Source organism: Microbulbifer sp. VAAF005 (assembly GCF_030012985.1).
Lineage (GTDB): Bacteria > Pseudomonadota > Gammaproteobacteria > Pseudomonadales > Cellvibrionaceae > Microbulbifer.
Genome location: NZ_CP120233.1, coordinates 922,358 through 944,330, shown reverse-complemented (window position 1 = coordinate 944,330; position 21,973 = coordinate 922,358). Strand labels below are relative to the sequence as shown.

The 21,973-nt window shown below is 46.9% G+C and carries 19 protein-coding genes and 3 pseudogenes; 20 read left to right on the top strand and 2 right to left on the bottom strand.

Annotated elements, in window-relative coordinates:
• Window positions 1–84: 84 nt before the first annotated feature.
• From P0078_RS04120 to P0078_RS04035, 18 genes and pseudogenes are all read left to right on the top strand, one after another.
• Window positions 85–1,233: a type III PLP-dependent enzyme domain-containing protein gene (locus tag P0078_RS04120; protein WP_282933212.1), complete on the top strand. Its 1,149-nt coding sequence runs from the start codon at window positions 85–87 to the stop codon at window positions 1,231–1,233.
• A gap of 3 nt (window positions 1,234–1,236) precedes the next feature.
• Window positions 1,237–2,277, top strand: coding sequence for a hypothetical protein (locus P0078_RS04115; protein WP_282933211.1), 1,041 nt, complete (start codon window positions 1,237–1,239; stop codon window positions 2,275–2,277).
• Window positions 2,274–3,107, top strand: a complete 834-nt coding sequence (locus P0078_RS04110; RefSeq protein WP_282933210.1) for a hypothetical protein — start codon at window positions 2,274–2,276, stop codon at window positions 3,105–3,107. The genes P0078_RS04115 and P0078_RS04110 overlap by 4 nt, the downstream gene beginning before the upstream one ends.
• A complete protein-coding gene (locus tag P0078_RS04105; RefSeq protein ID WP_282933209.1) occupies window positions 3,107–3,634 on the top strand; it encodes a hypothetical protein in 528 nt (175 codons plus the stop codon). Before P0078_RS04110 ends, P0078_RS04105 begins: the two co-directional genes overlap by 1 nt.
• A 2-nt stretch (window positions 3,635–3,636) precedes the next feature.
• Window positions 3,637–4,656 (top strand): hypothetical protein, encoded by a 1,020-nt coding sequence (locus P0078_RS04100; RefSeq protein ID WP_282933208.1) that lies wholly within the window; start codon window positions 3,637–3,639, stop codon window positions 4,654–4,656.
• Window positions 4,649–6,511 (top strand): acyl-CoA dehydrogenase family protein, encoded by a 1,863-nt coding sequence (locus tag P0078_RS04095; RefSeq protein ID WP_282933207.1) that lies wholly within the window; start codon window positions 4,649–4,651, stop codon window positions 6,509–6,511. The genes P0078_RS04100 and P0078_RS04095 overlap by 8 nt, the downstream gene beginning before the upstream one ends.
• Window positions 6,508–8,475, top strand: a complete 1,968-nt coding sequence (locus P0078_RS04090; RefSeq protein ID WP_282933206.1) for an NAD(P)/FAD-dependent oxidoreductase — start codon at window positions 6,508–6,510, stop codon at window positions 8,473–8,475. Before P0078_RS04095 ends, P0078_RS04090 begins: the two co-directional genes overlap by 4 nt.
• Entirely contained in the window at window positions 8,472–8,867 is a 396-nt protein-coding gene (locus P0078_RS04085) for an alpha/beta hydrolase (protein ID WP_282933205.1), read from the top strand. The genes P0078_RS04090 and P0078_RS04085 overlap by 4 nt, the downstream gene beginning before the upstream one ends.
• A gap of 182 nt (window positions 8,868–9,049) precedes the next feature.
• Window positions 9,050–9,385: a hypothetical protein gene (locus tag P0078_RS24480; RefSeq protein WP_353057044.1), complete on the top strand. Its 336-nt coding sequence runs from the start codon at window positions 9,050–9,052 to the stop codon at window positions 9,383–9,385.
• The gene (locus tag P0078_RS04075) at window positions 9,382–10,512 is read left to right on the top strand and encodes a hypothetical protein (RefSeq protein WP_282933203.1); all 1,131 of its coding nucleotides are present in this window, start codon (window positions 9,382–9,384) and stop codon (window positions 10,510–10,512) included. Before P0078_RS24480 ends, P0078_RS04075 begins: the two co-directional genes overlap by 4 nt.
• A 2-nt stretch (window positions 10,513–10,514) precedes the next feature.
• Entirely contained in the window at window positions 10,515–10,769 is a 255-nt protein-coding gene (locus tag P0078_RS04070; RefSeq protein WP_282933202.1) for an acyl carrier protein, read from the top strand.
• A 19-nt stretch (window positions 10,770–10,788) separates the two neighbouring features.
• Window positions 10,789–11,523: a tetratricopeptide repeat protein gene (locus P0078_RS04065; protein ID WP_282933201.1), complete on the top strand. Its 735-nt coding sequence runs from the start codon at window positions 10,789–10,791 to the stop codon at window positions 11,521–11,523.
• A pseudogene (locus P0078_RS04060) lies at window positions 11,523–11,968 on the top strand (ABC transporter ATP-binding protein); the annotation flags it as partial. The gene P0078_RS04065 and the pseudogene P0078_RS04060, both read left to right, overlap by 1 nt.
• 90 nt (window positions 11,969–12,058) lie before the next feature.
• A complete protein-coding gene (locus P0078_RS04055; RefSeq protein WP_282933199.1) occupies window positions 12,059–12,226 on the top strand; it encodes a hypothetical protein in 168 nt (55 codons plus the stop codon).
• A complete protein-coding gene (locus tag P0078_RS04050) occupies window positions 12,223–12,942 on the top strand; it encodes a hypothetical protein (RefSeq protein ID WP_282933198.1) in 720 nt (239 codons plus the stop codon). The genes P0078_RS04055 and P0078_RS04050 overlap by 4 nt, the downstream gene beginning before the upstream one ends.
• 2 nt (window positions 12,943–12,944) lie before the next feature.
• Window positions 12,945–14,174 carry an ABC transporter permease gene (locus P0078_RS04045; RefSeq protein ID WP_282933197.1) on the top strand — a complete coding sequence of 410 codons (1,230 nt, stop codon included), beginning with the start codon at window positions 12,945–12,947 and terminating at the stop codon, window positions 14,172–14,174.
• Between the two features lie 12 nt (window positions 14,175–14,186).
• Window positions 14,187–14,939 carry an outer membrane lipoprotein-sorting protein gene (locus P0078_RS04040; protein ID WP_282933196.1) on the top strand — a complete coding sequence of 251 codons (753 nt, stop codon included), beginning with the start codon at window positions 14,187–14,189 and terminating at the stop codon, window positions 14,937–14,939.
• Window positions 14,940–14,951: 12 nt separating this feature from the next.
• Entirely contained in the window at window positions 14,952–16,295 is a 1,344-nt protein-coding gene (locus P0078_RS04035) for a hypothetical protein (protein WP_282933195.1), read from the top strand.
• On the opposite strand, the gene P0078_RS04030 is transcribed toward P0078_RS04035, so the two are convergent.
• On the bottom strand, window positions 16,292–18,556 hold the full coding sequence (locus P0078_RS04030; protein ID WP_282933194.1) for a multiheme c-type cytochrome: 2,265 nt from the start codon (window positions 18,554–18,556) through the stop codon (window positions 16,292–16,294). The two genes, P0078_RS04035 and P0078_RS04030, sit on opposite strands and share 4 nt — an antisense overlap.
• Window positions 18,557–18,662: 106 nt before the next feature.
• Between P0078_RS04030 and P0078_RS04025 the strand changes: the two genes are divergently transcribed.
• Window positions 18,663–19,712: an HAD family hydrolase gene (locus P0078_RS04025; protein ID WP_282933193.1), complete on the top strand. Its 1,050-nt coding sequence runs from the start codon at window positions 18,663–18,665 to the stop codon at window positions 19,710–19,712.
• 42 nt (window positions 19,713–19,754) lie between these two features.
• Window positions 19,755–21,316: pseudogene (locus tag P0078_RS04020) on the top strand (arylsulfatase).
• A 136-nt stretch (window positions 21,317–21,452) separates the two neighbouring features.
• Here P0078_RS04020 and P0078_RS04015 read toward each other — a convergent pair.
• A pseudogene (locus P0078_RS04015) lies at window positions 21,453–21,611 on the bottom strand (tyrosine-type recombinase/integrase); the annotation flags it as partial.
• Window positions 21,612–21,973: the final 362 nt, after the last annotated feature.

Sequence of the window (21,973 nt, the reverse complement as noted above, 5' to 3'; positions counted from 1 at the left end):
GTATATTTAGGCGGGATCCCGCCTAAGACATAAAACGCTAACTTAATAAAAATATAAACGATACGTTTAACCCTTGGGGGAGTTATGGGTGCACTGTCAGATGCGCTGGTTCAACAGTTGGGCCAAAACAAGAAACAGCTATCTACACCTTGTTATATCTATTCCGTTAAAACTGCTCACGATAACTACAAGCAGCTGAAGGAAGCGCTGGGCACGGGATTGATATACTCTCTAAAAGCCAATAGTTGTCTTGATTTAATACTTCGTTGTGGGCACATCTTTGAAGACGGTATTGAGATTGCATCTATAGGCGAACTAAATCTACTTCCCAAAGGGAATAGTCCCCGATTTGTCAATAACCCATCGGCAGATAAGGCCTTTATACGCGCTGCCATTGCGAGTAAGTGCCATTTAATTATCGACAACCTGAATCAATTAGCTTTGGTTGAGGAGTTGAAGGCAAGGCGGCCAGTAAACCCTGTCGTTTTAAGGCTTAATCCCTCAATCTTGAGCCACTTTGATAGAAATCAAAAGGGCCTAAGAAAAGATCATTTTGGTTTCGACTGGAATGGCTGCCTTGAGGCTTTGGATTTTTGCAAGAAACATGAGATTCCAGTTTTAGGTTTTCATTTGTTCAGGGGCTCATACTCCTTTAATAAAGGTGCTTTCGACACTGCCAAAGTGGCCTTGCAAGTTGTTTATAAGTTTGAGGAAATACTGGGATACCCTCTGTCATTAGCCAATCTAGGTGGTGGGTTTGACCCCAATTGGCGAGAGCAGGAGTTTGATTTTGAGCAATATAGAAATTTGATTGCTGAATTTCCAGATCATATCAAGGTAGTTCACGAGAGTGGTCGAGCAATTATGGGCTCAGCCGGTTATTTCGTCACGGAAGTTCGCTATAAAAAGTCCATTAACGGTGACAAGTACGCCGTATGTGATGGGGGAATGGCCCAAAATTTTCTGTTGGCGAAAACGGAAAGTACCTTTAAACGATTCCAGCAACCTCATGTTTTGCGTAATGGGACTCCTCTAAAAGGGAATGATGAGGGGCAGAAAGTCCTTTTAGTGGGCACTTCTTGCAATAAGGAAGATGTGATTGGGGAAGTCAACAATATTGGCCTTCGAGAAGGGGACTTAGTCATATTTGATGGATGTGGTGCCTATAACGCAAGTTATACCGTAGAACCTTTCCTCAAGTTGCCGGCTCCGAACTCTTATCTGGTGGAGTAGATCATGGAAATGCAATCGGTTGTAGGCGGTTTTGTTCTCAATCAATTATCCAGTATTTCACCAGTGCCCAGCACATTGAAATCGCTGTTAGAAAATTCTTGTGCTCGGCTATTCGATGCATCAATGATTATCGAAGATCCTTTGACAGAGCTTGCACCACTTAGGGACGCTTCGGTTCAGCAGCCATTAGAGCAGTTTGAGCAGACCTTTGTTATTGATCAAATTATTGACACTGTCCGGGATGAAGGACTGGATAATCACTTTCACAACATGATCGGGCTATTTGGCTCGATTATGTTGAGCCTGACTGCTACAGATGATCAGCTTGCCCAGGTCAATAAATGGGTGGAGCAGGGGATTTTCGGCCACTTCCTTATGACAGACCCCGGCGGCCCGAGTCTTATGGGTTGGAAGACAGAGCTGGTTGAAACTGATAGCGACATGCTACTGAATGTCGACAAGATCCACGGCATTGAAGCACATAAGCTTGGCTTTGCCATGGTAGTTACCAAGCAACCGGGAAGGCCTTTTCCCCTGACAGTGATGTTGCCACCAGAACTCTGTAACCAATTACGGCAGAGTGCTGTAGGAGAGCCTTTTTTAAATGGCACGTTACAGCTGGGAAATTGTAAGGGTAAAGTATCAATTACCAAAGACATGTTGTTGAGCAAAGGTGGGTTGGGTAGCGTCAATCGGTTTTTAACACTGGTTCGCCCGCGCTTTGTTAAATCACTAATGCACTTTGTGCTTTGGCTACATGACTGTAAAGAAGCTCATTTAACCAGCGAAGATCAGGCTCATATAGAGTATCTAATTCATTTGTGTAATGAGCAGGTAGCTGCAACCACTTTCTCTATGCACAGTGTAAACCGTGTACTGGCAACGAAATTTACCAGCAATGAGCTTTTGCTGAACCTGGTCTTGTCAGGAAAGATCAAATCCGTGAATCGACAGCGCGATCTGTTGGCTTTCACAAAAATGGAAGGCAGTTCATATCGGTGCTTCTTTGAGATATATAGCAAATTTAAGGGGCTGCGGGTATGAGCCTGTATTTACGATCTGCAGCTTTTATCCCTATAGAAGGTATCGCTGTCTCATCCAGTAGTGATGTATCAACTGCCTTTAGTGATATTGCCAGGATTATCCGAAGACAGACAGATAGTGTATTAGATGCTGCTCCAGAGATAAAAGATTCGCAAATAGATCGCCATTTTTTATGCTCTACCATGATTGAACTTCCTTTGAGCTCATCGGCGATTAGTGAGCAGGACTTCAATTACGGTGATAATGCAAGAGCGCCAGTTACCAGTTTTGTTAATACCTATGAATGTGCATCTTGGGGTTATAGCCTTCGGCATTACCTGACACAAAATCCGGAATCGCGCTACTTACTGGTTAGTATTCTTGACGCCAATGTTTTAGATCTAACGTTTTGGCGAGAAAATGAAAATTGGGGCGATAGTGGTTTTGGTCTCTGTACACTGTTGTTTGAAGTGCGGGATCTTGACAGTATAAACCTTAATGCATCCTGCACGATTACTTATAATACAACTCCAGAATTTGCCACTGTCATCCGAAAAATGGCTGTTGGACGAGATGACCTGACTTTATCTTTACCATTCTTTCCGGAGAATATTCGCCAGATTTTCTCCAAATTGTTGTCGGCCAATCAAAAGTTACCAGACTTGCATGATCGATGGGGGCATTGTTTTGGTAGTGATCCCTGGCTGAATATTATTTGCCAAGGCGCTGAAAAGGGCTTCGACAAGCAAGAGAATTTTCTAGCCTGTTCGATTGCATTGAATGGTTATTATTGCACTGTAGAAGTTACCGTTGATGAACAAAGTCACTTCTATCTAATGGAGGCCGCGTGATGAAGACTGTTGAGCTATCAACGTGTCTCGAACGTAACCCCTATCCGGACACATTGAAATCCTGCTTAGCACAAATGCTGCCGTTGAGTACTGAGCAGGACTATCTTGCATTATCCAGTCTACCAGTTAATTCCAGCCCGGTGCTACTGAATCATTCAGAGCACTATCAATTACTGCTGGATATTCTGCGATACTTTGAAGATTCTGAACTGGATATAGACTTAATCTTGATAAAAATGCAGATGCCTGCTGGCGGGCGTATGCCAAGTGCTCTATTACAAGACACCGTTTTAATGCTTCATGACCTGGCTGGTGAAGAAACAATATTGGTTAGAGAAGGAAAACGATATATAGCTATTGAGGATAGCTTGGTTCGCCACCCATTTGAAGCGGGAACAAACCAGCTGAAAATCAGGTTGGCAGTGGATGTTGATTGCCATGATCTCTTAATTGAGGGGCTTTCTAAATTACTTATCGAGTGCGGTTTCGGTGATATAACAATAAACACCATGGACGGGACAGCATAAAGATGTTTATTAAAAACCTATGGGTAGACAGTGGCGGGCAGGTTGATCGATTACTTGATGCCTTGAGAGGACACCTGGATCAATATGATTTGTTACCAGAGCTTATCTATGTGGTTTCTGCGGGAGAGGCTAATGTTCTACAGGATAGTCGGATTGTAGAGTTTATAGCAGACTTAGAAGACGGTGGGCATAATATCCGATTTGTGGGTAGCGCCTGCACCAGCTTCCATGCTGCAGTATTGAGTTTTTCAAAGTGTAGTGAAGCCGAAGCTTTGATCTTAAATCTCGAACTGGGCAAAGAGCGGCAACAAGAGTGCCTGGATTCATTGGGAATTGGAGTTGGACCTGATCAAGATGGCTTAGATGTTCTTGTAGGTGTGGCGGCTACCTGGATCTGCCGAGAGTATTGTGAAACACATCTCTGTCAAATATCCAGCTGCGATATTCTCTCTCAAGCGCCATCTTTATCTGGCGCACCAGATTTAGTAAAGAGTATTAAGCAGGTAATCTCAACCAACGCTAGTGATGATACTCGAGTAGTTTCCTTTGATATCCGCTCGAAATGGGCCAAGGGGCTCCTGAAAGGGTTTTCGCACAGAGATAAGGCCTCATGGTTACCCAGTATCGAAGAGGACGGCTGGCACTATTTGAGTATTAAACCTCTGTCTGAATTGATCAGTTATTACATTGAGGAAAAGGTGACTGATCTATGGCTGTTAACTCTAGGGGGTGGCGGCAGGGTAGGTTGCCTGAAAATAGACATTCCTTCGCCCAATTTTCAGGGATTTCTTTCAAGACTGGTAAATGTTGAGAAATTGGTGTTGGAAGACGCCTATATAGATTTTAGTTCCGCCCAGCACCTGGGTGACACTCTAGGCCAGGATTACCTTTCGCATATTCGTGAGGCATTAAGGTATCCCAAGAGGATTTACCGGGGAAGACACAACCAGATATTTGACTGGGTATTAGGTGCAGGTAGTTGGCGTACGCTGTTGGAATATCAAGGAGCAAGACATGGATAATAATATTTATAAAACTGATATAAGAGAATTTCAATTCCTTATTGAAGAACAGTTCCATGAAGCTAAAACTCTGTTCAGCGACCAGATATTTAAAGGGTGCTCACCAGAGATTCTCCATGAAATTTTAGTTCGGGCTAAAAAATTCTCTTATGAGGTTCTCGGGCCGGGATATCAGGATTCAGATCGAGAGGGATGCCAGTTAGAGAGTGGGAAAGTGAAGCTCCCGAGCGCATTCCCTGAGATGTGGCGGAGGTTTAAGGATGAATGGGGGAATATTTCCTCACTTGAGGGCGAACAAAATACAACTATTCCGCCCTTTGTAATGCAAATGCTCCTGGAAATGTTTATGGGGGCAAATCCAAGTTTTATGACTTATGGTGGTTTTTGCCTGCCGTCCTCCACCTTGGTGGAAAAATATGGAACCGATCTGCAAAAAGACCTGTTTAGGGACAAATTAGCCACCTCAGAGTGGACATCTTGTCTCTGCCTCACTGAACCCCAGGCGGGAAGTGATGTATCCCTTGTAGAGACTCGCGCTGCGAAACTGGAAGATGGCACTTATTTGTTAACGGGCGAAAAATACCTGATAAGTGCCGGTATGCACGACCTGACAGAAAACACCATTTATTTCGTTATGGGTCGTGGCGAAAAAAGCGGTTCGGGCACCTACGGTTTGTCCTGCTTTATTGTGCCTAAGTACTGGGTTGAAGAGGATGGGAGTCTCGGTGGGTTTAATAATATCGAATGCATTTCTCTAGCTGAGAAAATGGGCTTTAAAGGGTGTGCAAACACTCACCTTCGGTTTGGTGACAATGGCCCCTGTAGAGCTTACCTACTGGGGAATCGTGAGAATGTAGGCTTGTTGCAGTTTCTTACCTTGATGAATCAGGCACGAATCAGCACAGGTGTTTACGCCTTGGGTATGGCTTCCTCAGCCTACTATAATGCACTTTCCTATTCGACAAAGCGCTTACAGGGCAAGAGATTTCACGAGAGCTTTAGCTCTACCGCAAGCCGGGTCAATATCGTTGAGCATACCGATGTCCAGCGTATGTTGTTGGAAATGAAATCCAAGGTAGAGGGCTGTAGAGCACTGATTGCTAAACTGACATTGTCAGAGAGCTTAGTCAAAATCTACCAGGGGCAGGAAGACAAAAAGGATCGCATTGCTCACTACCAGGGTTTAATGAACCTGCTAACTCCAGTTGTTAAAGCCTATATCAGTGACCAGGCTTGGCGTATCTGTGAATTGGCGATTCAAACCTGTGGTGGTCAGGGTTATCTCAAGGATCTGGGTATAGAGCAATATGCCCGAGATATTAAAGTGCTGGCAATCTGGGAGGGAACGAATTATATCCAGAGCCAGGACTTGATCCGGGATAAGTTAGGATTGGGTAATTCCAGTAAGCTATTCCAATTCTACCAGGCAGAAATTGACAATTTCCTCGATCGGGCCACGGACTACCCTCAGTTTGAGATTGAATTTGAGCGCTTAAAGACTTCGTTTGGACATTTCGAGGCAGCACTGAAAGCTGTGCAGGTATGGGTGAAAACAAAAGAAATGTTCAAAATTCCTGCCTATAGCACACGTATTCTACATATGCTTGGTGATATAACCTTGGCCTGGCTTTTATTGGAGGCTGCATGTGCGTCATCAGATAAGTTGAGTCAGGACCTGAATGATACTGATGAGGAATTCTATCGCTCGAAAATTGTCAGTGCTAAATTCTTTATTCGCAATGAGTTACCCCGTACCAAGCTGGTGCTGGATATCCTTCAGGATCAGGACTCTTTTTGTGAAATGGACGCTTCCTCCTGGAATTCATTATTGTCAAATGTGGAGGCTGTCTCATGAACAAGCTTGATCAGCTGGAATCAAATTACGATGTAGTGATTATCGGTGGTGGATGGGCTGGCTTAACCCTGGCCCGTCAGCTTAAACTCAATAATGATGCTTTAACCATATTGGTTGTTGAGGCAAATAGTGAGTTTAAGGCTAAAGTTGGTGAAGCGACAGTGGAGATGACCGGCCACTACTTTATGAAGCAGTTGGGCTTGGTGAATTATCTCTATAGGAATCACTTGCCTAAAAATGGTCTGCGTTTTTTCTACGATAACCCTGAGCATACACTGTCATTAACAGAGATGAGTGAGCACGGAACCACCAGTATTCCGCCTCATCCAGCTTTTCAAATTGACCGGGCCAGATTGGAATCCGACCTTGTCGATATGAATAGGGCGAATGGCATAGAGGTTATTCAGGGCGTAAAAGCAAAAAATCTTAACATACAGCCAGGTGATGAACTCCATTCTATAGAGCTTATGGAAGATGGCGCTAGCGGAGTGGTTAACGCCCGCTGGTTAGTAGATTGCAGTGGTCGAAATCGGGTTGCTAAGAAGCATAAGAAGCTTACCCGTGTTGAGAATGTCCCTAAACACTTCTCTGCCTGGGGTCGGTTTAAGAACATACAGGATATCGACTCCATGGGAGATATGAATTGGAGAAAGAAGGCCTTTGGACGCTTTCTTTCAACGAATCATTTTTCTGGAGATGGTTACTGGGTTTGGTTTATACCCTTAAGTGGTGGCTATACCAGTGTAGGTATCGTTGGCGAGAATAGTAAATTCGACAAGCCGCCCACAAAGAAGCAAGATTTCCTAGATTTTCTGTTGGCTTATAGAGCTATTTCGGAGCTTCTGGAAGGCGCCGAGCTTATTGATTTCGAGGCCTGGGGACAGCTTGCCTATAGAGCAGATGAGTTTATCTTTGAGGACCGCTGGGCTACCTCCGGATTTTCCTCGATGTTCCTTGATCCTCTGTTTAGTGGTGGGGGCGACATGATAGCCCTGTTTAATGACCATATTTGTAAGTACATTGTTGCCGATATTTCAGACAATAATCGTGATGAAGCTCAGCAGCGGCTTGCAAAAGAATTGCCGATCGCGAATCAAGTGGTCACAGAATTTTACCAGGGCCTCTATGCCCATGTAGCAAATGTATACCCGGTTATTGACTCTGCTGAACTGTGTTCTCCTCTGCTTGCCTACAATACCGCTGCTTATTTCCTGGAGAGTGCCTGGGATTATATGTCAGGTAATTATCTGGATCAGGAGTACTGGCTACGCAAAAGTTACCTGCGCCGTGGATACATGGCCCTTGAGTTAATCCTGCAACGCCTTTTAGTTGAAACGGCAAAAGAGCTTAAAGCTCAGAATCGATATTTTCGCAGAAATAGTGAAGGTTTCTTTGAGTCCGGTGCCGATCACTATAAGTACTTTGTATATTTAATGGGAACCCAAGGCCGGGATGGTTGGCGAATCGATCTGCGGGTCAAACTTTGGGTTGAAGTTTTCCTGAGAGTTGTCCAGGCGCGACTCGACCTCCCTAAACTGGCAAATCGGATGGTTGTTCAGCAGGCTATTACCCTGCCTGATCTTTTACAAAAGCCAAATATGAATGGGACTGACCTCAATTGGCTGCTTGAGAAGTTATCTATCAAGCTTACAGATCTAGTCAATGAGGATATAGCAGATCCAGTGAGTGTTGTTGTATCGGAAGAGTCCTTCCACACAGATACGATTGAAGTTATGGATCTTGCAGGTAGCTACTCCAATAAAGAACTTGCTGAGGTTAACAAGAAAGCAAAATCTATCTGGGTGCAGACTCAGGAGTATATTGCGATCCCTAGTATGGTTCCTGTATTTCTTGCTTTTGCACGCAGTCAGCCGGATAGCATAATGGATTCGGTCATTGACCAGCGTGAAGCTATGCGCACAGCTGAATTAGACTCTGCTCATGCGGATTCGGAGGTTGTGTGATTCAGGAGTTCTTTCAGGCGCGGGATGGAAAAAAACTCTCCTTTCGCTGGTTGCCGTGCGATGAATCTGACTTGGTGCTTGTCTGCATGCACGGGAGCACGTTCAGTAGCCAGTGGTATTTAATGTTCGGACGAATGGTACACCGGAACGGCATTAGTGTGTGTCTGCCGGACTGGCGAGGCCATGGCAAGAGTGAAGGTGATCCGGGGGATCTCGATTATTCCGATCAACTGCAAGACGATCTTGCCGATCTATTAAAACACCTCAAAAAAGAGGGGCTAAGGCCTTTGTTCTTGGAGGGCACAGCGCGGGATCATTGGTTGCACTTAAATATCTGCACCTATATGGCAGTAAAGATATTGCAGGTTTTTTTGCGATCGCACCGCCTCTGACTCAGTCAGAGGAAACAAGAAAGTACGATATTCCCGCATCTGGCTTTGAGTATTACATTCGTTACGGAAGGAAACGTCACTATACGCGGCCTAGGGCATCGGCTGGTGATCAGAATCTGCCAAAAATAAAAATGCTGAAATATTGGCTGGCACTTTTGTTCCCCCCATTGAGGAAGTTATCAGTGCTGAGCTTTCCCCCGGTGGGATCAGCAGCGGGAAATCAGGGGCGAGTTCTGGACTGCACGTTTAACTTACTCAGTGCCTATAACGTAAAGAGATACGCGGATCTCTTTGCGAGTTTAAATGTACCCTCCCACTTTTTTGTCGGTGAGAAGGACGAAGTACTTGATACCCATGTGCTCCACACTGTATTGAGCTGGTATCTCTCTCCCAGTATTAAGGCTGGACTCACTGAGTTGCCCAGAGCTACTCATATGTCAGCTATTTCTGCTTCGGCAAAACCTATTTCCAGCTGGTTGACAACTTTGATGCGGCAACCTGAGGGGGCTGTTGCATGAGACCTAGCAAAGGCAAAACTCCCCTGATGCGAGAAAAAGTGTTGCCCGTCGGTGCAGAAGTTTCACTGAGTTCATTTTTAAGTGATACCGATTGGGGAGCAGGCCATGGCGAAGATTGGACATCTTTAGGAACTATAAAGAGAAGTGATAAAAACACTTTTCACTTGCAAGTTGGCAAGGCGTTTCGATTTCCCCTTTATTATTACCTGAAGGACGATCGTCTATTTGTTGGTCAGGATTTATCACTGTTTCCTGCTGTTGGTGCCGATACGGTAGATTGCCACTACTTAATTGAAATAGAGTATTTTGGTTTCTCCATAGAAAGAAAGAGCCTTTTGCAGAATGTTAAAATGCTCTTTCCTGAAGATGATGTTGTTATATCAGCCAGAGAGCTTATTTGGCTCTCTGCTGAACATCATCAATTTGGGTCATTTGATGCAGCCCTGGTGACTCCTGAAGAAGCTACCGATAAACTCTTCAACAGTTTACCTGAGGTAACCTCTAAGCTTTTCTCGCCTGTTGATACCACTTTTTATGCTCATATTGCCAATCGTTTGGCGGAGTCAAGCGGCACCAAATTAAAAGTGGGTAGACAAAGCCTGCCTTTAACGGTTGGCTATCAGGAGAAGCGGGCAAAGATCTTTAATAAGGCTCATAAAAATAGAGTCGTAGAAGGGATCGATCTACAAAGTTACACCGACATGGTGCAGGAAGAGTTGGATCGAGCCTGGCAGGACTCAGAATCAAGTCTCGATAGGGAAGATTATACCTTCCAAACTTTCTATCTGCCTTTTGCCCAGTTTTTACTCAATATACTGGCAATGAATACCAGCAAGATGGTGGAGATTGTTGAAGGTTCGGGAGATGAGGGTGTAATTCCACCGGCACTTTCAATAAGTGATAAACCTATCTGTAATATTTACGAATCTTTTCAGCGGGTGTTTTTTTATGGACACCATTGGCTTGCAAAAGTCTGGTTCTATATACCGCCCATGATCAGTTCTGCTGCCATAAAACAGCAGCAAAAATACTCAGAACGAGAGCAGCATGTTTGTGTTTTTACTTTAACATTGGACTACTTGCTGCGATTTAATAACTTAAAAATAGGAAATGTTACTGGAGAGTAATTATGTCTACAGCAGTTGTAGAGAACAAGGTACAAGAGCTTTGTGAGCAAATAGCTCTTATGCTGAATGTTGATGCTGTCGATGCAGATACACCCATTGCAGAACTCGGGGTGGATTCCCTGAATATTGTCGAGGTGATTCTAATTTGCGAGCAGTTATACCCGGGGGTGATGAGCCCTGAAAATCTTGTTTTCGACGAACACACCACCCTAAGGGAAATGGATGGTCAACTACTTGAAAACTCGGAAGAAGTTTAGCGCACTTCGGGAGCAGTCAATGTTTAAAAAAGTACTTACCATTCTCATCAGTAGTTTTTTTATTGGAAATGTTGTTGCCTGGTTTTCAGGTGCTGCTCCCATCGAGTTTGGCAAGATTGCCTATTCAGAAGGCGAGATGGAGCAGGTGGAGTTTCTCCAGCAGGAGATTGGTGAAAATAGTACAGACCCCGACTTGATGTTGGAGCTTGGGCAGTTATTTAGTCACCATAACGAGCTTGAAAAGGCTGCACACTTGCTGGAAGCCGCGTATCAACAGCGTCCAGACGACATGCTGATACGTGCAGCGTATTACTCCAATGAGGGCAAGCGCGCAGGTGCAATGTTTGATCCTGCGATGGGTCTTTACAAGCTCTACCGTCTGCGGCATGCGATGGATGAGGTGGATCAAGCGGGTCTCAGTGCCGATTCAGATTTTAATGTACGCTTGATACGGCTGATTACTTTTTCTTATGTAGGAGAAGTAAGCGGCCACTTTGAGCGGGTGTTTGAAGATGAAGCCTGGTTTAAGAATCTGATGGATTCAGAGCCCGATCTATTGCCGGCTGCTATGCAGCAGGTGGTGTTTTTGTCTTTGGCTAATGCCTACTGGGTGAAAGCTGGAGAGGGCACTGAGGATTTGGTAGTGGCCATGGATTACTACCAAAAAGCGATAGCAATGGCTCCTTGTCCTGCCACGATGCAAACCTCTTGTGAGCAACTGGGGCAAATGGCAGTCACCCTGGGTAAAAGTTAATGTTGGTTGAGCTTAAGCGTGTTTCAAAGCGCTATCGATTGGGCGATCTCTGGGTCCACGCCTTGCGGGATATAGATCTTGCTATCGATCGAGGTGAGTTTCTGGCTGTGAAAGGACCCAGCGGTAGTGGTAAGAGCACATTATTGAACCTTCTATCCGCATTGGATCAGTGTGATTCCGGATCAGTTCATATTGATGGCGTTAATCTTGGGAGTTTGGGAGAGCATCAGCGCTCCCTGTTCCGAGGTCGTCATATTGGGATTGTTTTCCAGTCTTTTAACCTGATTCCCGTGCTTACAGCACTTGAGAATGTGATGTACCCGCTGACACTGCGGGGGGCTAACAATGCCAGGCAACTAGCGTTAGACGCTCTGGAAGCAGTGGGGCTTGCCAAGTTGGTTAATCAGCGTCCTACCCAGCTTTCGGGGGGCAGATGCAGCGAGTGGCGATTGCCAGGGCAATTGTCAGTAAGCCGGATCTGGTGCTTGCGGACGAACCTACAGCCAATCTGGATTCGCGCACGTCGGAGAGCATTATGAGCCTTGTGAAGCAGCTCAACCGGGAGCAGGGTGTCACTTTTATCGTAGCCACCCATGATGATTATGTAACCAGCTTGGCATCTCGTGTTATCGCGGTACGAGATGGTCATTTGGTAGAGGATACAGCTTCGCCTCAAGGTATTGTTCAGGAGGCTATTGCATGACAGCAATCATGAAAATGTTGCTGGCTAGGGGCCCGCTAACTAGAGCGGCTTTGGCTATTTCAGTTGTATTCTTAATTTCTGCACCAGCTTTGGCTGAAGACTTCGTCTATCCAACTCCGATTCCATTCACCAATAGCGAAAGGGAAGCGCTGTTTGCTGCTGTCAATGGAGAAACGACCAGTGAGCAGAGAAAGCAGGCCTACTTGGCTCAGCTTGCGCGCCTTACGTCGATGGAAGATGCAGAGTTGCAGGATGTTGAGGAGTTAGAGGCTCTGATGCAGTCACTGGTGGAGAGTCTCCCGGATGACCCCGAACTCAATGCTGCATTGGGATCGACAACTTCCTTTAAATCCAGCTTCTACCTTGATCGATTGGCAAAACTATCGCTGTTCTCCAGACGAGGCAATCGCATGATGGACCGGGCTGTTAAACAATCTCCATTTAATCTGGGCGCCCGCCTTCAGCGGGGAATCAGCTGTGCCAATATGCCGGCCTTTCTAAAAAGAGCGCGCTACGCTGTTGAAGACCTGGAGCTGGTTAAGGAACAGGTGGGCAATCGGTTCGGTAAAGAATTTCTTGGCTTTGTAGAGTTCTACCTTGCCCAGGCTTACGAGCGCAATAAACAGCCCGATGATGCCCGGGTTCTTTGGGGAAAGGTGGCCGAGTCGGATACCGACTGGTCCGCTAAAGCCAAGCTGGCGCTTCGGAGTATTTAGTCATGGGCTTGGGTTGGAAAGTTGCACTGCTGAATATTATGCGTAACGGGCGCCGCAGCCTGATTACCTTGGCTGCGATCGTTTTCGGTTGTACCAGCCTGATTATTTTTGGCGGTTTTGTACAGTCGATGTATGAGGGGATGCGGGAGAGTATGATCCGCTCGCAGCTTGGTCATATACAAATCTATGCCAAAGGTTACAACCAGTTTGGCAAAGCGGAACCGGAAAAATACCTGATTGCTGATGGGGATCTCAAAAAGATTTCCGAGCTGGTAGAAAACGAAACCGATACACTGGTGGTAGCACCACGCCTTAATTTCAATGGCCTGCTTAGTGATGGCAAGCAATCGATAGCCATCACTGGAATTGGTATCGATGCGGAGAAAGAAGTGATGCTTTCCTCTGCAATTCAGATTGTTCAAGGGGACGATCTATTTCCAGAGGATATTTCTGCTGCCCACCTTGGAGAAGACTTGTTCAATGCTCTGGATGTTCAGATTGGGGACTACTTGACCCTGTTGGCAAGCACCCAGGATGGAGCAATCAATGCTGTCGATGTACAGGTGATGGGGGTAATCACAACCGGTGTTAAGGAACTGGATGATCGCTTGCTCAGGGTGAATTTGCCTCTGGCCCAGGAACTGCTCTATACGTCAGATATTACACGGCTAGTGGTTTTACTGGAGGAGACCGAACTTACATCTACCTCAATTGCGACTCTGGCCAGTGTCTTTGAGCAGAACAATTTGAACCTAGAAATAAAAAGCTGGGAAGAACTGGCGGGTTACTATCATCAGGTTGTTGGCCTGTTTAACGGAGTTTTTGGTTTTATTACCGTCATTGTGTTGGTAATCGTCGCGTTGAGTATTTCCAATACCATGTTGATGGCAGTAATGGAGCGTACCCGTGAGCTGGGTACTATCCGAGCCATGGGCGGTACTCCCCGGCAGGTTGTAAACCTGATTTTACTAGAGTCGGTATTTCTCGGTTTGATCGGAAGTTTGCTGGGGCTACTGATTGGTGCACTGGCAGCCAAGGGAATTACCTATGCCGAATGGATGATGCCTCGGCCACCGGGCAGTACCCAGGATTATCCTATCCGTGTGTTTGTCGTGCCGGATATCTTATTGAAAACATTCCTGTTGGGTTTTTGTATTTCACTTGTTTCCAGCCTTTATCCAGCGATAAAAGCATCCCGGCTGCCGGTAGTAAAAGCACTTAGGTTTACTTGATTTGGGTCTTCTATGTATAAGTTGAATTCTTTTTATGGGTGGGTGTTGGCGATAGCCTGCTTGTTGTTTAGCTACTCAAGTTATGCATCGGTTTCGGCTGAGTCACTGGTTAATAAGCTGGATGACTTTCGCGGGTTCAGGAATCAGGGCTTTAGCTTTGATATCACCAATATCAGCTATAAAAAGGACAAGGAGCCCCGCACCAATAAGCTCAGTGTCAAAGTATTTAATGAGCAATCACTGATCCAATTTTTGGCGCCCGCCCGGGAAAAGGGCAGGGCAATGCTAAAAGAGAGCGCCAATATGTGGCTCTATATTCCCGGTACGCGCAGGGTTATCCGGATTGCGCCCTCACAGCGATTAATAGGCGAGACCAGTAACGGTGATGTAGTGGGGGCAAATTTCTCCCGGGATTACACCGCAGAGCTGCAAGGGCAGGAAACTGTTGATGGGGAAGATTACTGGGTGCTGTATTTATCGGCAAAATCCTCTGGAGTTGCCTATGACAAAGTAAAAATATGGATGGCACAGGCTGAGGGAAACCTGCCTTTAAAGGGGGAGTTTTATACTCGCTCCGGGCGCCTCCTTAAAACAGCGCACTATAAAGAGTTCAAGCAGTTTGAAGGCGAGTTGAAACTGCATAAATTACTCTTGGTGGATGCACTCATTGACGAAAGTTATACCTGGATGAAGTTCGATGACTATCGTCTTGAGAGCCTGGACCCGGCAATTTTCCAAAAAGGCTCCCTTGGCAGGCTGAACTGAGGTGAGTCGGTAATGGTTATCAGAATCAGGAAAATTCTCCCATTTGTACTCCTTCCTCTCGCTTTTGCTGAAAAAGTTGCCAGTGCCGAAGACTATCAAGATCCTTTCGAGACCAACTCGGAACTTTTCGATGAAGTGAGCACTGAGGAAGGGCTTTCTCGAGTTGTTTGGGATATTGATGCTTCGCTACTGGGGTATCACCAGCAGAATGAAATTCGGGATGATCCCTATTTCGATCCGGGTCTGTTTGTCTTTGATGAACAAGAGTCTTTGCTTGCTCTGGATCTCAGTGGCCAGTTTTCCCTGGGAGCACACTTCTCAGTTTACTCGCGGTTTGCGGCGATAGAGCACTATCGGTCTAATGAGGCTGGAACATCTGAAAAAGAGACAGAATCCCATCTGCTAGAGGGGTATTTCTCTTCTTACACTGATAACCGAAGGTTTGGTATTAACGTCGGTCGGATAAAACCTCAGTGGAGCAACGGTTACAACTGGTCTCCAGCAAATCTTTTAAAAGCCACATTTGATCGCCCCAATCTGGATGCCGATGAGCTTACCCAGCAACTGGGCTGGGATATGGCCCATCTCGATTTCCGCTATGGTCGCTGGAACACCGGCATTTATATGTCTCAGGTTGAGGGTGATCTGGATGGTCACTTTGACACTAGCGTAAATGACCATGAGTTTCAGTACGCTCTCGTGGTGAATCGTGAAGGTGACTTGGATACCCGTTTGGTATTACATCAGATAGAGGGGGAGGCAACCAATGTCGCTCTCGGGTTGAGTACTTTGGCTGGAGACAGTGCCACACTCAGGTTGGAGGGGGCTTGGGAACATCAGCGGGAGTTACCGCAGCCGGGCGAACTCTCCTATTTTCCAGCAGAGGAGGATGGTTATTTGAAGCTGGTGGTTGGCACTCAGCTCAGTTTTAATGGGGGATGGGATGTTACTGCGGAGTATCTGTATAATCAGCATGGATTCGATGATGACGAGTGGGATTTGGTTCAAACGCAGGTAGATAGTGCAAAGAACGGATTGAACAGCGCGCGGGTTTATGAGGCGATTTCATTTCTGTCCGAAAGTTTTCACCTTTTATCTACCGGACAACTACGGCAAGAGTATTTGTTCTTGATGTGGGGTAACACCCGGCTGGATAAGAAGTTTCAATATCGTCAGAGTGTGCAATACAACCTGGATGACAAGAGCCAGTACCACAACCTGGAATTGATTCAGAACTGGACTGAGCATTTTAGTACTCGACTGCAAGCCCAGTTTTTCCGGGGCTGTGAGTCCTGTGAATTTGGTCTGCTGCCTACTGAAAGGCTTCTTAGGTTAAGTCTCTATTATGATTTTTAGCGTTTGCTGGCTAAAAGTGCTTCATATTTTTGTGCGATTTCCCGCTTGCCGGATTCCCTGCTAATAGAAATTAATGCCCGCAAAATATCCAGGTCCTGCGGAAACTGGTGATAGCCGTCTTCTAGAATATCCAGGGCGAGTTCGCTGTTGCCTTCCGAGTGAACGGCTATGGCATATACGTAGAGATAGCGACTCTGGGTTTGCTCATGCTCAGCCGCCGCCTTTAGAAAACCCATTGCCTCCTGGTGGCGGTTCTGGCGAACCAGGGAAAGGCCTAAGGCATGTTGGATTACGGCGATATCCTCACTCTTCGATAGTGCTCCTCTAAGTAATAATTCCGCGTCGGTTTCACGTCCACTTGCCCGGTAAAGGTCGGCCAAGTTGATATAGGCGGGTGTGTAGTAGGAGGCCTTGGTTATTGCCCGGCGATAGAAGGCTTCCGCTTGTTGCGTATTTCCTCTCCGGAAATGGAGGTTGCCTAGGTTTACCAGGGATTCCGGCCGGTCGCTGTTGAATAATTCTGAGGTGGTATAGGTTTTAAGGGCCTTTGAGTATTGCTGCTGTACTTGCGCGGGCATAGTCCCGATCTGAGCATCGGTAACGCCATTGGCAGCCAGCGACCTTGTTACGGCCATTTTACTGAAAAGCAGCGGTACACCGATCATCAGTCGCAATTGCTCTGGTAGTTCATCCAGAGACTGCGCAAGGGCCAGGTTTAATAAGGGTTCTTCGCCCTGGGCAATTTGTTGGAGTAACTGAGCGGAATTTATCGTCAGGTAGCGCGGTAACAAACGGATTGCGCTGGCCCGGACAATCTCCGGTTGACTGCTGTCCTGAATAAGGTCCATTAACATCTTATCGGCCTCGCTATCCCCGCGCATAGCTGCGTGCAATGTCTGCCCGTAGTGAGGGGGAGGTGAGCCGTATTTGTCTTCCAGTATTTTCGCCGCCCACTGGCTCGATTTATCTTGATGGCAGCTGTTGCAAGTATTGGGGGTGCCCAGCGCCTTGGAAAGGTCGGGTCGGGGAACGCGGAAACTGTGATCCCGACGTCCATCCACCTGCATGAAATTTTTCTCCGGCATATGGCAGTTTGTGCAGCGGGCACCGGGGCTTTGAGTTGGGTGCAGATGGTGGTCAGTACGGGCAAATCGCGCCGGCATATGGCACTGGGCACAAACTGCATCACCAGCTGTTCTCAGTTGTAGGCTGTGGGGGTTATGACAGTGGCCACAGGTAACACCTGCTGCGTACATTTTGCTTTGCAGAAACGATCCGTATACGAATACCTCGCCATCGGCCTGGCCATCTGCGTGGTAGAGAGGCTCTTGCAGAAGTGTAAGGTTGAAATGATCCAGTAATTCGCTGTTAGCCTGCGCCCCCGGTAAATGGGTACTCCGCCGAGAATGGCACTGGGCGCAAGTTGTTATTTCACGCTGGATGGCTGCCGATGGCGCAAGCTTGGCAATCCCCGTTTGCAGATCCATTTCCCGGAGCTGTTGGGTTGGGTCAATAAGATGTGGGGCAAGCCCTTTATTCTGCAATGTCTCATTCTGTGTTTTTGCCCACTGAAGGTGTCTCGATCCCGGGCCATGACAGGATTCGCAACCAACACTGATCTCTGACCAGGATGTCTGGTAGCTATCGGTTTGTAGGTTATAGGCCTTTTGCAGATTGGTGGAATGGCAGTCGGAACACATAAAGTTCCAATTCTGGTTTATGCCGGTCCAGTGCAGGGGATGTTGATGGTCTATCGCTTGATCGGGATAGAGATGGAACCAGCGCTGGCCACCAGCAGATTTGTCCCGGCTGTCCCAAGCAATACTCAGTGCCTGAAAATGTCCGCCTCCCAAATCAATCAAGTATTGCTGTAAAGGGTGGACACCAAATGTATAGGCAAGGGGATAGTCCTGAAGGTCTCCATTGGGCCCATCAGTGCGTACGTAATAGCGCCCTTCCTTTTGATAGAAGTGAGATTTCTGCCCCTGATATTCAAATGCCACCCCGGAGAAATCACCTAGAACGCTGTCGCTATTGGCGGCCTGCATTGCTAGCTGGTGGTGGGAACCTTGCCAGGCACCGGCCTCTTCTTTGTGGCATAGGGCGCATTGCGCGGAGCCCACGAAAGTGGCTTCTGAGCTGATTGCTTCATCCTGGCGCTTGAGAGGTTGGGTATCAACCGGCTCTTCGTCACTACAGGCCACCAGTACGAGACAGATAAGGCTGATTTGGAGGAGGCTAGTGCCAGCTATATTTATCACGGTTTTTTTATTGTGATGAGTTCTTATCTTAGGGAGTTATTCAGAGGCTCCCTAGGCCAAAAGATTAGTTCATGTGCCGTAAATGTCATTTTGTGAGAGGGCCAGAATGCTGGATTGGAAATTTAGGGTTGTCCTGAGCCGAGGGTGTCTATTGCTGGTTTTGGTAATCAGCTTACCGGCACTCAGTTCTCCCTTGCCATCCTGGCAAGATGGCGTTAAAGCCCAAATTATGGCCTTTGTTGACAAGGTTACCCGTAAGGACAGCGCCGACTTTATACCTGTCGGTGAACGTATTGCGGTATTTGATAATGATGGCACCCTCTGGTCCGAGAAGCCCGTGTACTTCCAGCTTCTCTATGCCGCTGATGAGGTTAAAAGGCTATCGCCCCAACACCCAGAGTGGAAAACCCAAGAGCCATTCGCTTCGATTCTAAAGGGCAATTTATCAAACCTGTTGGGGCGAGGCAGGGAAGGTTTGGAAGTAATGCTTACTGCGACTCATGCGGGATTGAGTACGGATGCCTTCCAGCACTCTGTTGCCCAATGGCTCAAGAGTGCTAAGAACCCGGAAACTGGCAAACACTACAGTGCGATGGTGTTCCAGCCCATGCTGGAGTTGCTGGAATACTTAAGAGCAAATGGTTTTAAAACCTACATTGTTTCGGGGGGCGGCACTGATTTTATCCGAGTGTTTTCCCAGGAGTTATATGGAATCCCACCAGAGCAGGTTATCGGCAGTCGCCTAAAGTCTCGCTATGAAAATGGGGGTGGGCATCCCTATATCGTGAAATTAGATGAACTGGCCTTCCTCACCGATAAACAGGGGAAGCCTATCGCAATCAATGACGTGATTGGCCGGAGGCCAGTTTTTGCCGCAGGCAATTCCGATGGTGATTTACAAATGCTGGAATGGACCACCGCCGCCAAGGGGCCGCGTTTTGCCATGCTGATTCATCATACCGATGCCAAAAGAGAATGGGCATACGATAAGAACTCCTCAGTGGGGCGCCTGGACAAAGCGCTACAAGCCGCTAAGGCAAATAGCTGGTTAGTGGTAGATATGGCGAAGGACTGGCGGACGGTGTTTCCGCCAGAAGAGAAGGATCAATCAAGCCAGGGGCCGTTGATTCCTCAAGTTCCCGCCTACCAGGACTAGTCTTAAAGCGGTGTATTGAGCCTGCCAATATCGAGGTGTGTAATGCTCCTGATCTCCCGATCCCGTCTCCGACAGTTCCTTTTGGTTGTACTGGCTGCTGTATTCCTTTCCCCTGGTAGCCTATTCGCACAGACCAAACCCAATATTTTGGTGATCTGGGGAGATGATATTGGCATCTGGAATATCAGCTTCAACAGTCGCGGTATGATGGGCTACACCACGCCCAATATTGACCGGCTGGCGGTAGAAGGCCTTTCTTTTACCGACTACTACGGCCAGCAATCGTGCACAGCAGGCCGCGCGGCGTTTTTAGCGGGTAATGTCCCAGTGCGCACCGGCATGACTAAGGTGGGGCTTCCAGGTGCCAAAGAGGGTTGGCAGAAGAGTGATGCCACTATCGCCACAGTAATGAAAAGCCTGGGTTATGCCACCGGCCAGTTTGGTAAAAACCACCAAGGGGATAGGGACGAACACCTGCCCATCAACCATGGTTTTGATGAATTTTTTGGCAATCTCTATCACTTGAATGCGGAGGAAGAGCCTGAGAACCGGGACTATCCCAAAGACCCTGAATTCCGCAAGAAGTTTGGCCCCAGAGGAGTGATTAAGGCCAAGGCCGGCGGACCAATCGAAGATACCGGCCCCCTTACCAAGAAACGGATGGAAACCATCGATGATGAAACCCTAGCGGCAGCTATCGACTTTATCGAACGTGCACACGCGGCTAAGACCCCATTCTTTGTCTGGTGGAACGCCACCCGGATGCACTTTCGCACTCATGTCAGAGAGGAGCACACAAACCTTGCGGGCCCCAACAGCAATGAGTATATGGATGGCATGGTTGAGCATGACATCCTGGTAGGAAAGCTGCTAAGTGTGCTCGATCGCCTGGATATCACCGACAATACCATCGTGTTTTATTCCACAGACAACGGCCCCCACTTCAATACCTGGCCAGATGCTGCAACTACGCCATTTCGCAGTGAGAAAAATTCCAATTGGGAAGGAGCTTATAGGGTGCCAGCTTTCGTGCGCTGGCCGGGCAAATTTCCAGCGGGCACTACGCTGACAGGTATTGTCTCCCATGAAGACTGGCTGCCGACTCTCGCTGCGGCCGGGGGAACCCGAATATCAAGGAACAGCTCAAGGAAGGGGTCGAGCTCAATGGTCGCGAGTACAGAAATTATGTTGATGGCTACAACATGATGGATTACTTCACCGGCAAAGCAAAACTTTCACCAAGAAAAGAATTTATCTACGTAAATGATGACGGCCAAATTGTAGCTATGCGCTACGAACCCTGGAAGGCTATTTTCCTGGAAAATCGCGGGCGGGGTTTTGAAGTCTGGCGAGAGCCCTTTACTGAATTACGAGTGCCACTATTGTTCAATTTGAGGCAAGATCCTTTTGAAAAAGCCCAACACAACTCGAATACCTACAACGACTGGTTTATTGATCGTGCTTTTGTTTTAGTCCCTATGCAGCAGCTCGCATCAAAATTTTTGCAAACTATGAAAGAATATCCACCCAGCCAGGTACCCGGATCTTTTAATTTGGATAAGGTACAGAAGCAGCTGGAAGCTGGGGCGAGTGGTAGTAATTAACAATATAATTATCGCAGATCTGACATTATTGGCATTACCTGGGAACTCTTTAAGGTGAAATTTTAGGTGGATGAAATCAACAAGGCTTGGCCTAAAGCCAGCTACCACCCAAAGGCATAGCTGCCGGGGGCCGAAATTAGTCAAGAGGGCTGGTAACACCGCGCTCATGTACGCCTATAACATGGGTGTAAATCATGGTTGTACTGATATCGTTGTGGCCGAGTAGTTCCTGGATATTGCGTATATCAGTACCAGCACGCAGAAGTTTGGTGGCAAACGAATGGCGAAATGTATGAAGTATTGACCTGCAACTATTACAGAACTTAGATACAATTTATATAATGTAAATCTGTTATACTTGTGGCTGAATGCTTGCAGATTTTTTTCAGAAAGGTATCGATGTCGTCACCTGAGGCAGCTCCCATTTATTGCTAGAAAGTATCACTCGATATATACGTTATCTTGTCATCCCTAGAGATATTACCGAGCTCTTCTGTTAGATTGAGCGATCAGATCTTGTGTTTGATAATGTGACTATTAGTGTGGATCGTGATGAGTTATTTATGACTTTAGGCTTGAGATACCTCATAAGATATTTTTCCTCTTCAGGTGGGTCTGCTTTGCGTTAATTAACATATTATTTATCACTTTTATGAA

What these genes read in the sequence shown, in the direction of transcription:
- P0078_RS04120 (WP_282933212.1), top strand. Translation starts at nt 85, where the DNA reads ATGGGTGCACTGTCAGATGCGCTGGTTCAACAGTTGGGCCAAAACAAG.
- P0078_RS04115 (WP_282933211.1), top strand. Translation starts at nt 1,237, where the DNA reads ATGGAAATGCAATCGGTTGTAGGCGGTTTTGTTCTCAATCAATTATCC.
- P0078_RS04110 (WP_282933210.1), top strand. Translation starts at nt 2,274, where the DNA reads ATGAGCCTGTATTTACGATCTGCAGCTTTTATCCCTATAGAAGGTATC.
- P0078_RS04105 (WP_282933209.1), top strand. Translation starts at nt 3,107, where the DNA reads ATGAAGACTGTTGAGCTATCAACGTGTCTCGAACGTAACCCCTATCCG.
- P0078_RS04100 (WP_282933208.1), top strand. Translation starts at nt 3,637, where the DNA reads ATGTTTATTAAAAACCTATGGGTAGACAGTGGCGGGCAGGTTGATCGA.
- P0078_RS04095 (WP_282933207.1), top strand. Translation starts at nt 4,649, where the DNA reads ATGGATAATAATATTTATAAAACTGATATAAGAGAATTTCAATTCCTT.
- P0078_RS04090 (WP_282933206.1), top strand. Translation starts at nt 6,508, where the DNA reads ATGAACAAGCTTGATCAGCTGGAATCAAATTACGATGTAGTGATTATC.
- P0078_RS04075 (WP_282933203.1), top strand. Translation starts at nt 9,382, where the DNA reads ATGAGACCTAGCAAAGGCAAAACTCCCCTGATGCGAGAAAAAGTGTTG.
- P0078_RS04070 (WP_282933202.1), top strand. Translation starts at nt 10,515, where the DNA reads ATGTCTACAGCAGTTGTAGAGAACAAGGTACAAGAGCTTTGTGAGCAA.
- P0078_RS04065 (WP_282933201.1), top strand. Translation starts at nt 10,789, where the DNA reads ATGTTTAAAAAAGTACTTACCATTCTCATCAGTAGTTTTTTTATTGGA.
- P0078_RS04055 (WP_282933199.1), top strand. Translation starts at nt 12,059, where the DNA reads ATGAGCCTTGTGAAGCAGCTCAACCGGGAGCAGGGTGTCACTTTTATC.
- P0078_RS04050 (WP_282933198.1), top strand. Translation starts at nt 12,223, where the DNA reads ATGACAGCAATCATGAAAATGTTGCTGGCTAGGGGCCCGCTAACTAGA.
- P0078_RS04045 (WP_282933197.1), top strand. Translation starts at nt 12,945, where the DNA reads ATGGGCTTGGGTTGGAAAGTTGCACTGCTGAATATTATGCGTAACGGG.
- P0078_RS04040 (WP_282933196.1), top strand. Translation starts at nt 14,187, where the DNA reads ATGTATAAGTTGAATTCTTTTTATGGGTGGGTGTTGGCGATAGCCTGC.
- P0078_RS04035 (WP_282933195.1), top strand. Translation starts at nt 14,952, where the DNA reads ATGGTTATCAGAATCAGGAAAATTCTCCCATTTGTACTCCTTCCTCTC.
- P0078_RS04025 (WP_282933193.1), top strand. Translation starts at nt 18,663, where the DNA reads ATGCTGGATTGGAAATTTAGGGTTGTCCTGAGCCGAGGGTGTCTATTG.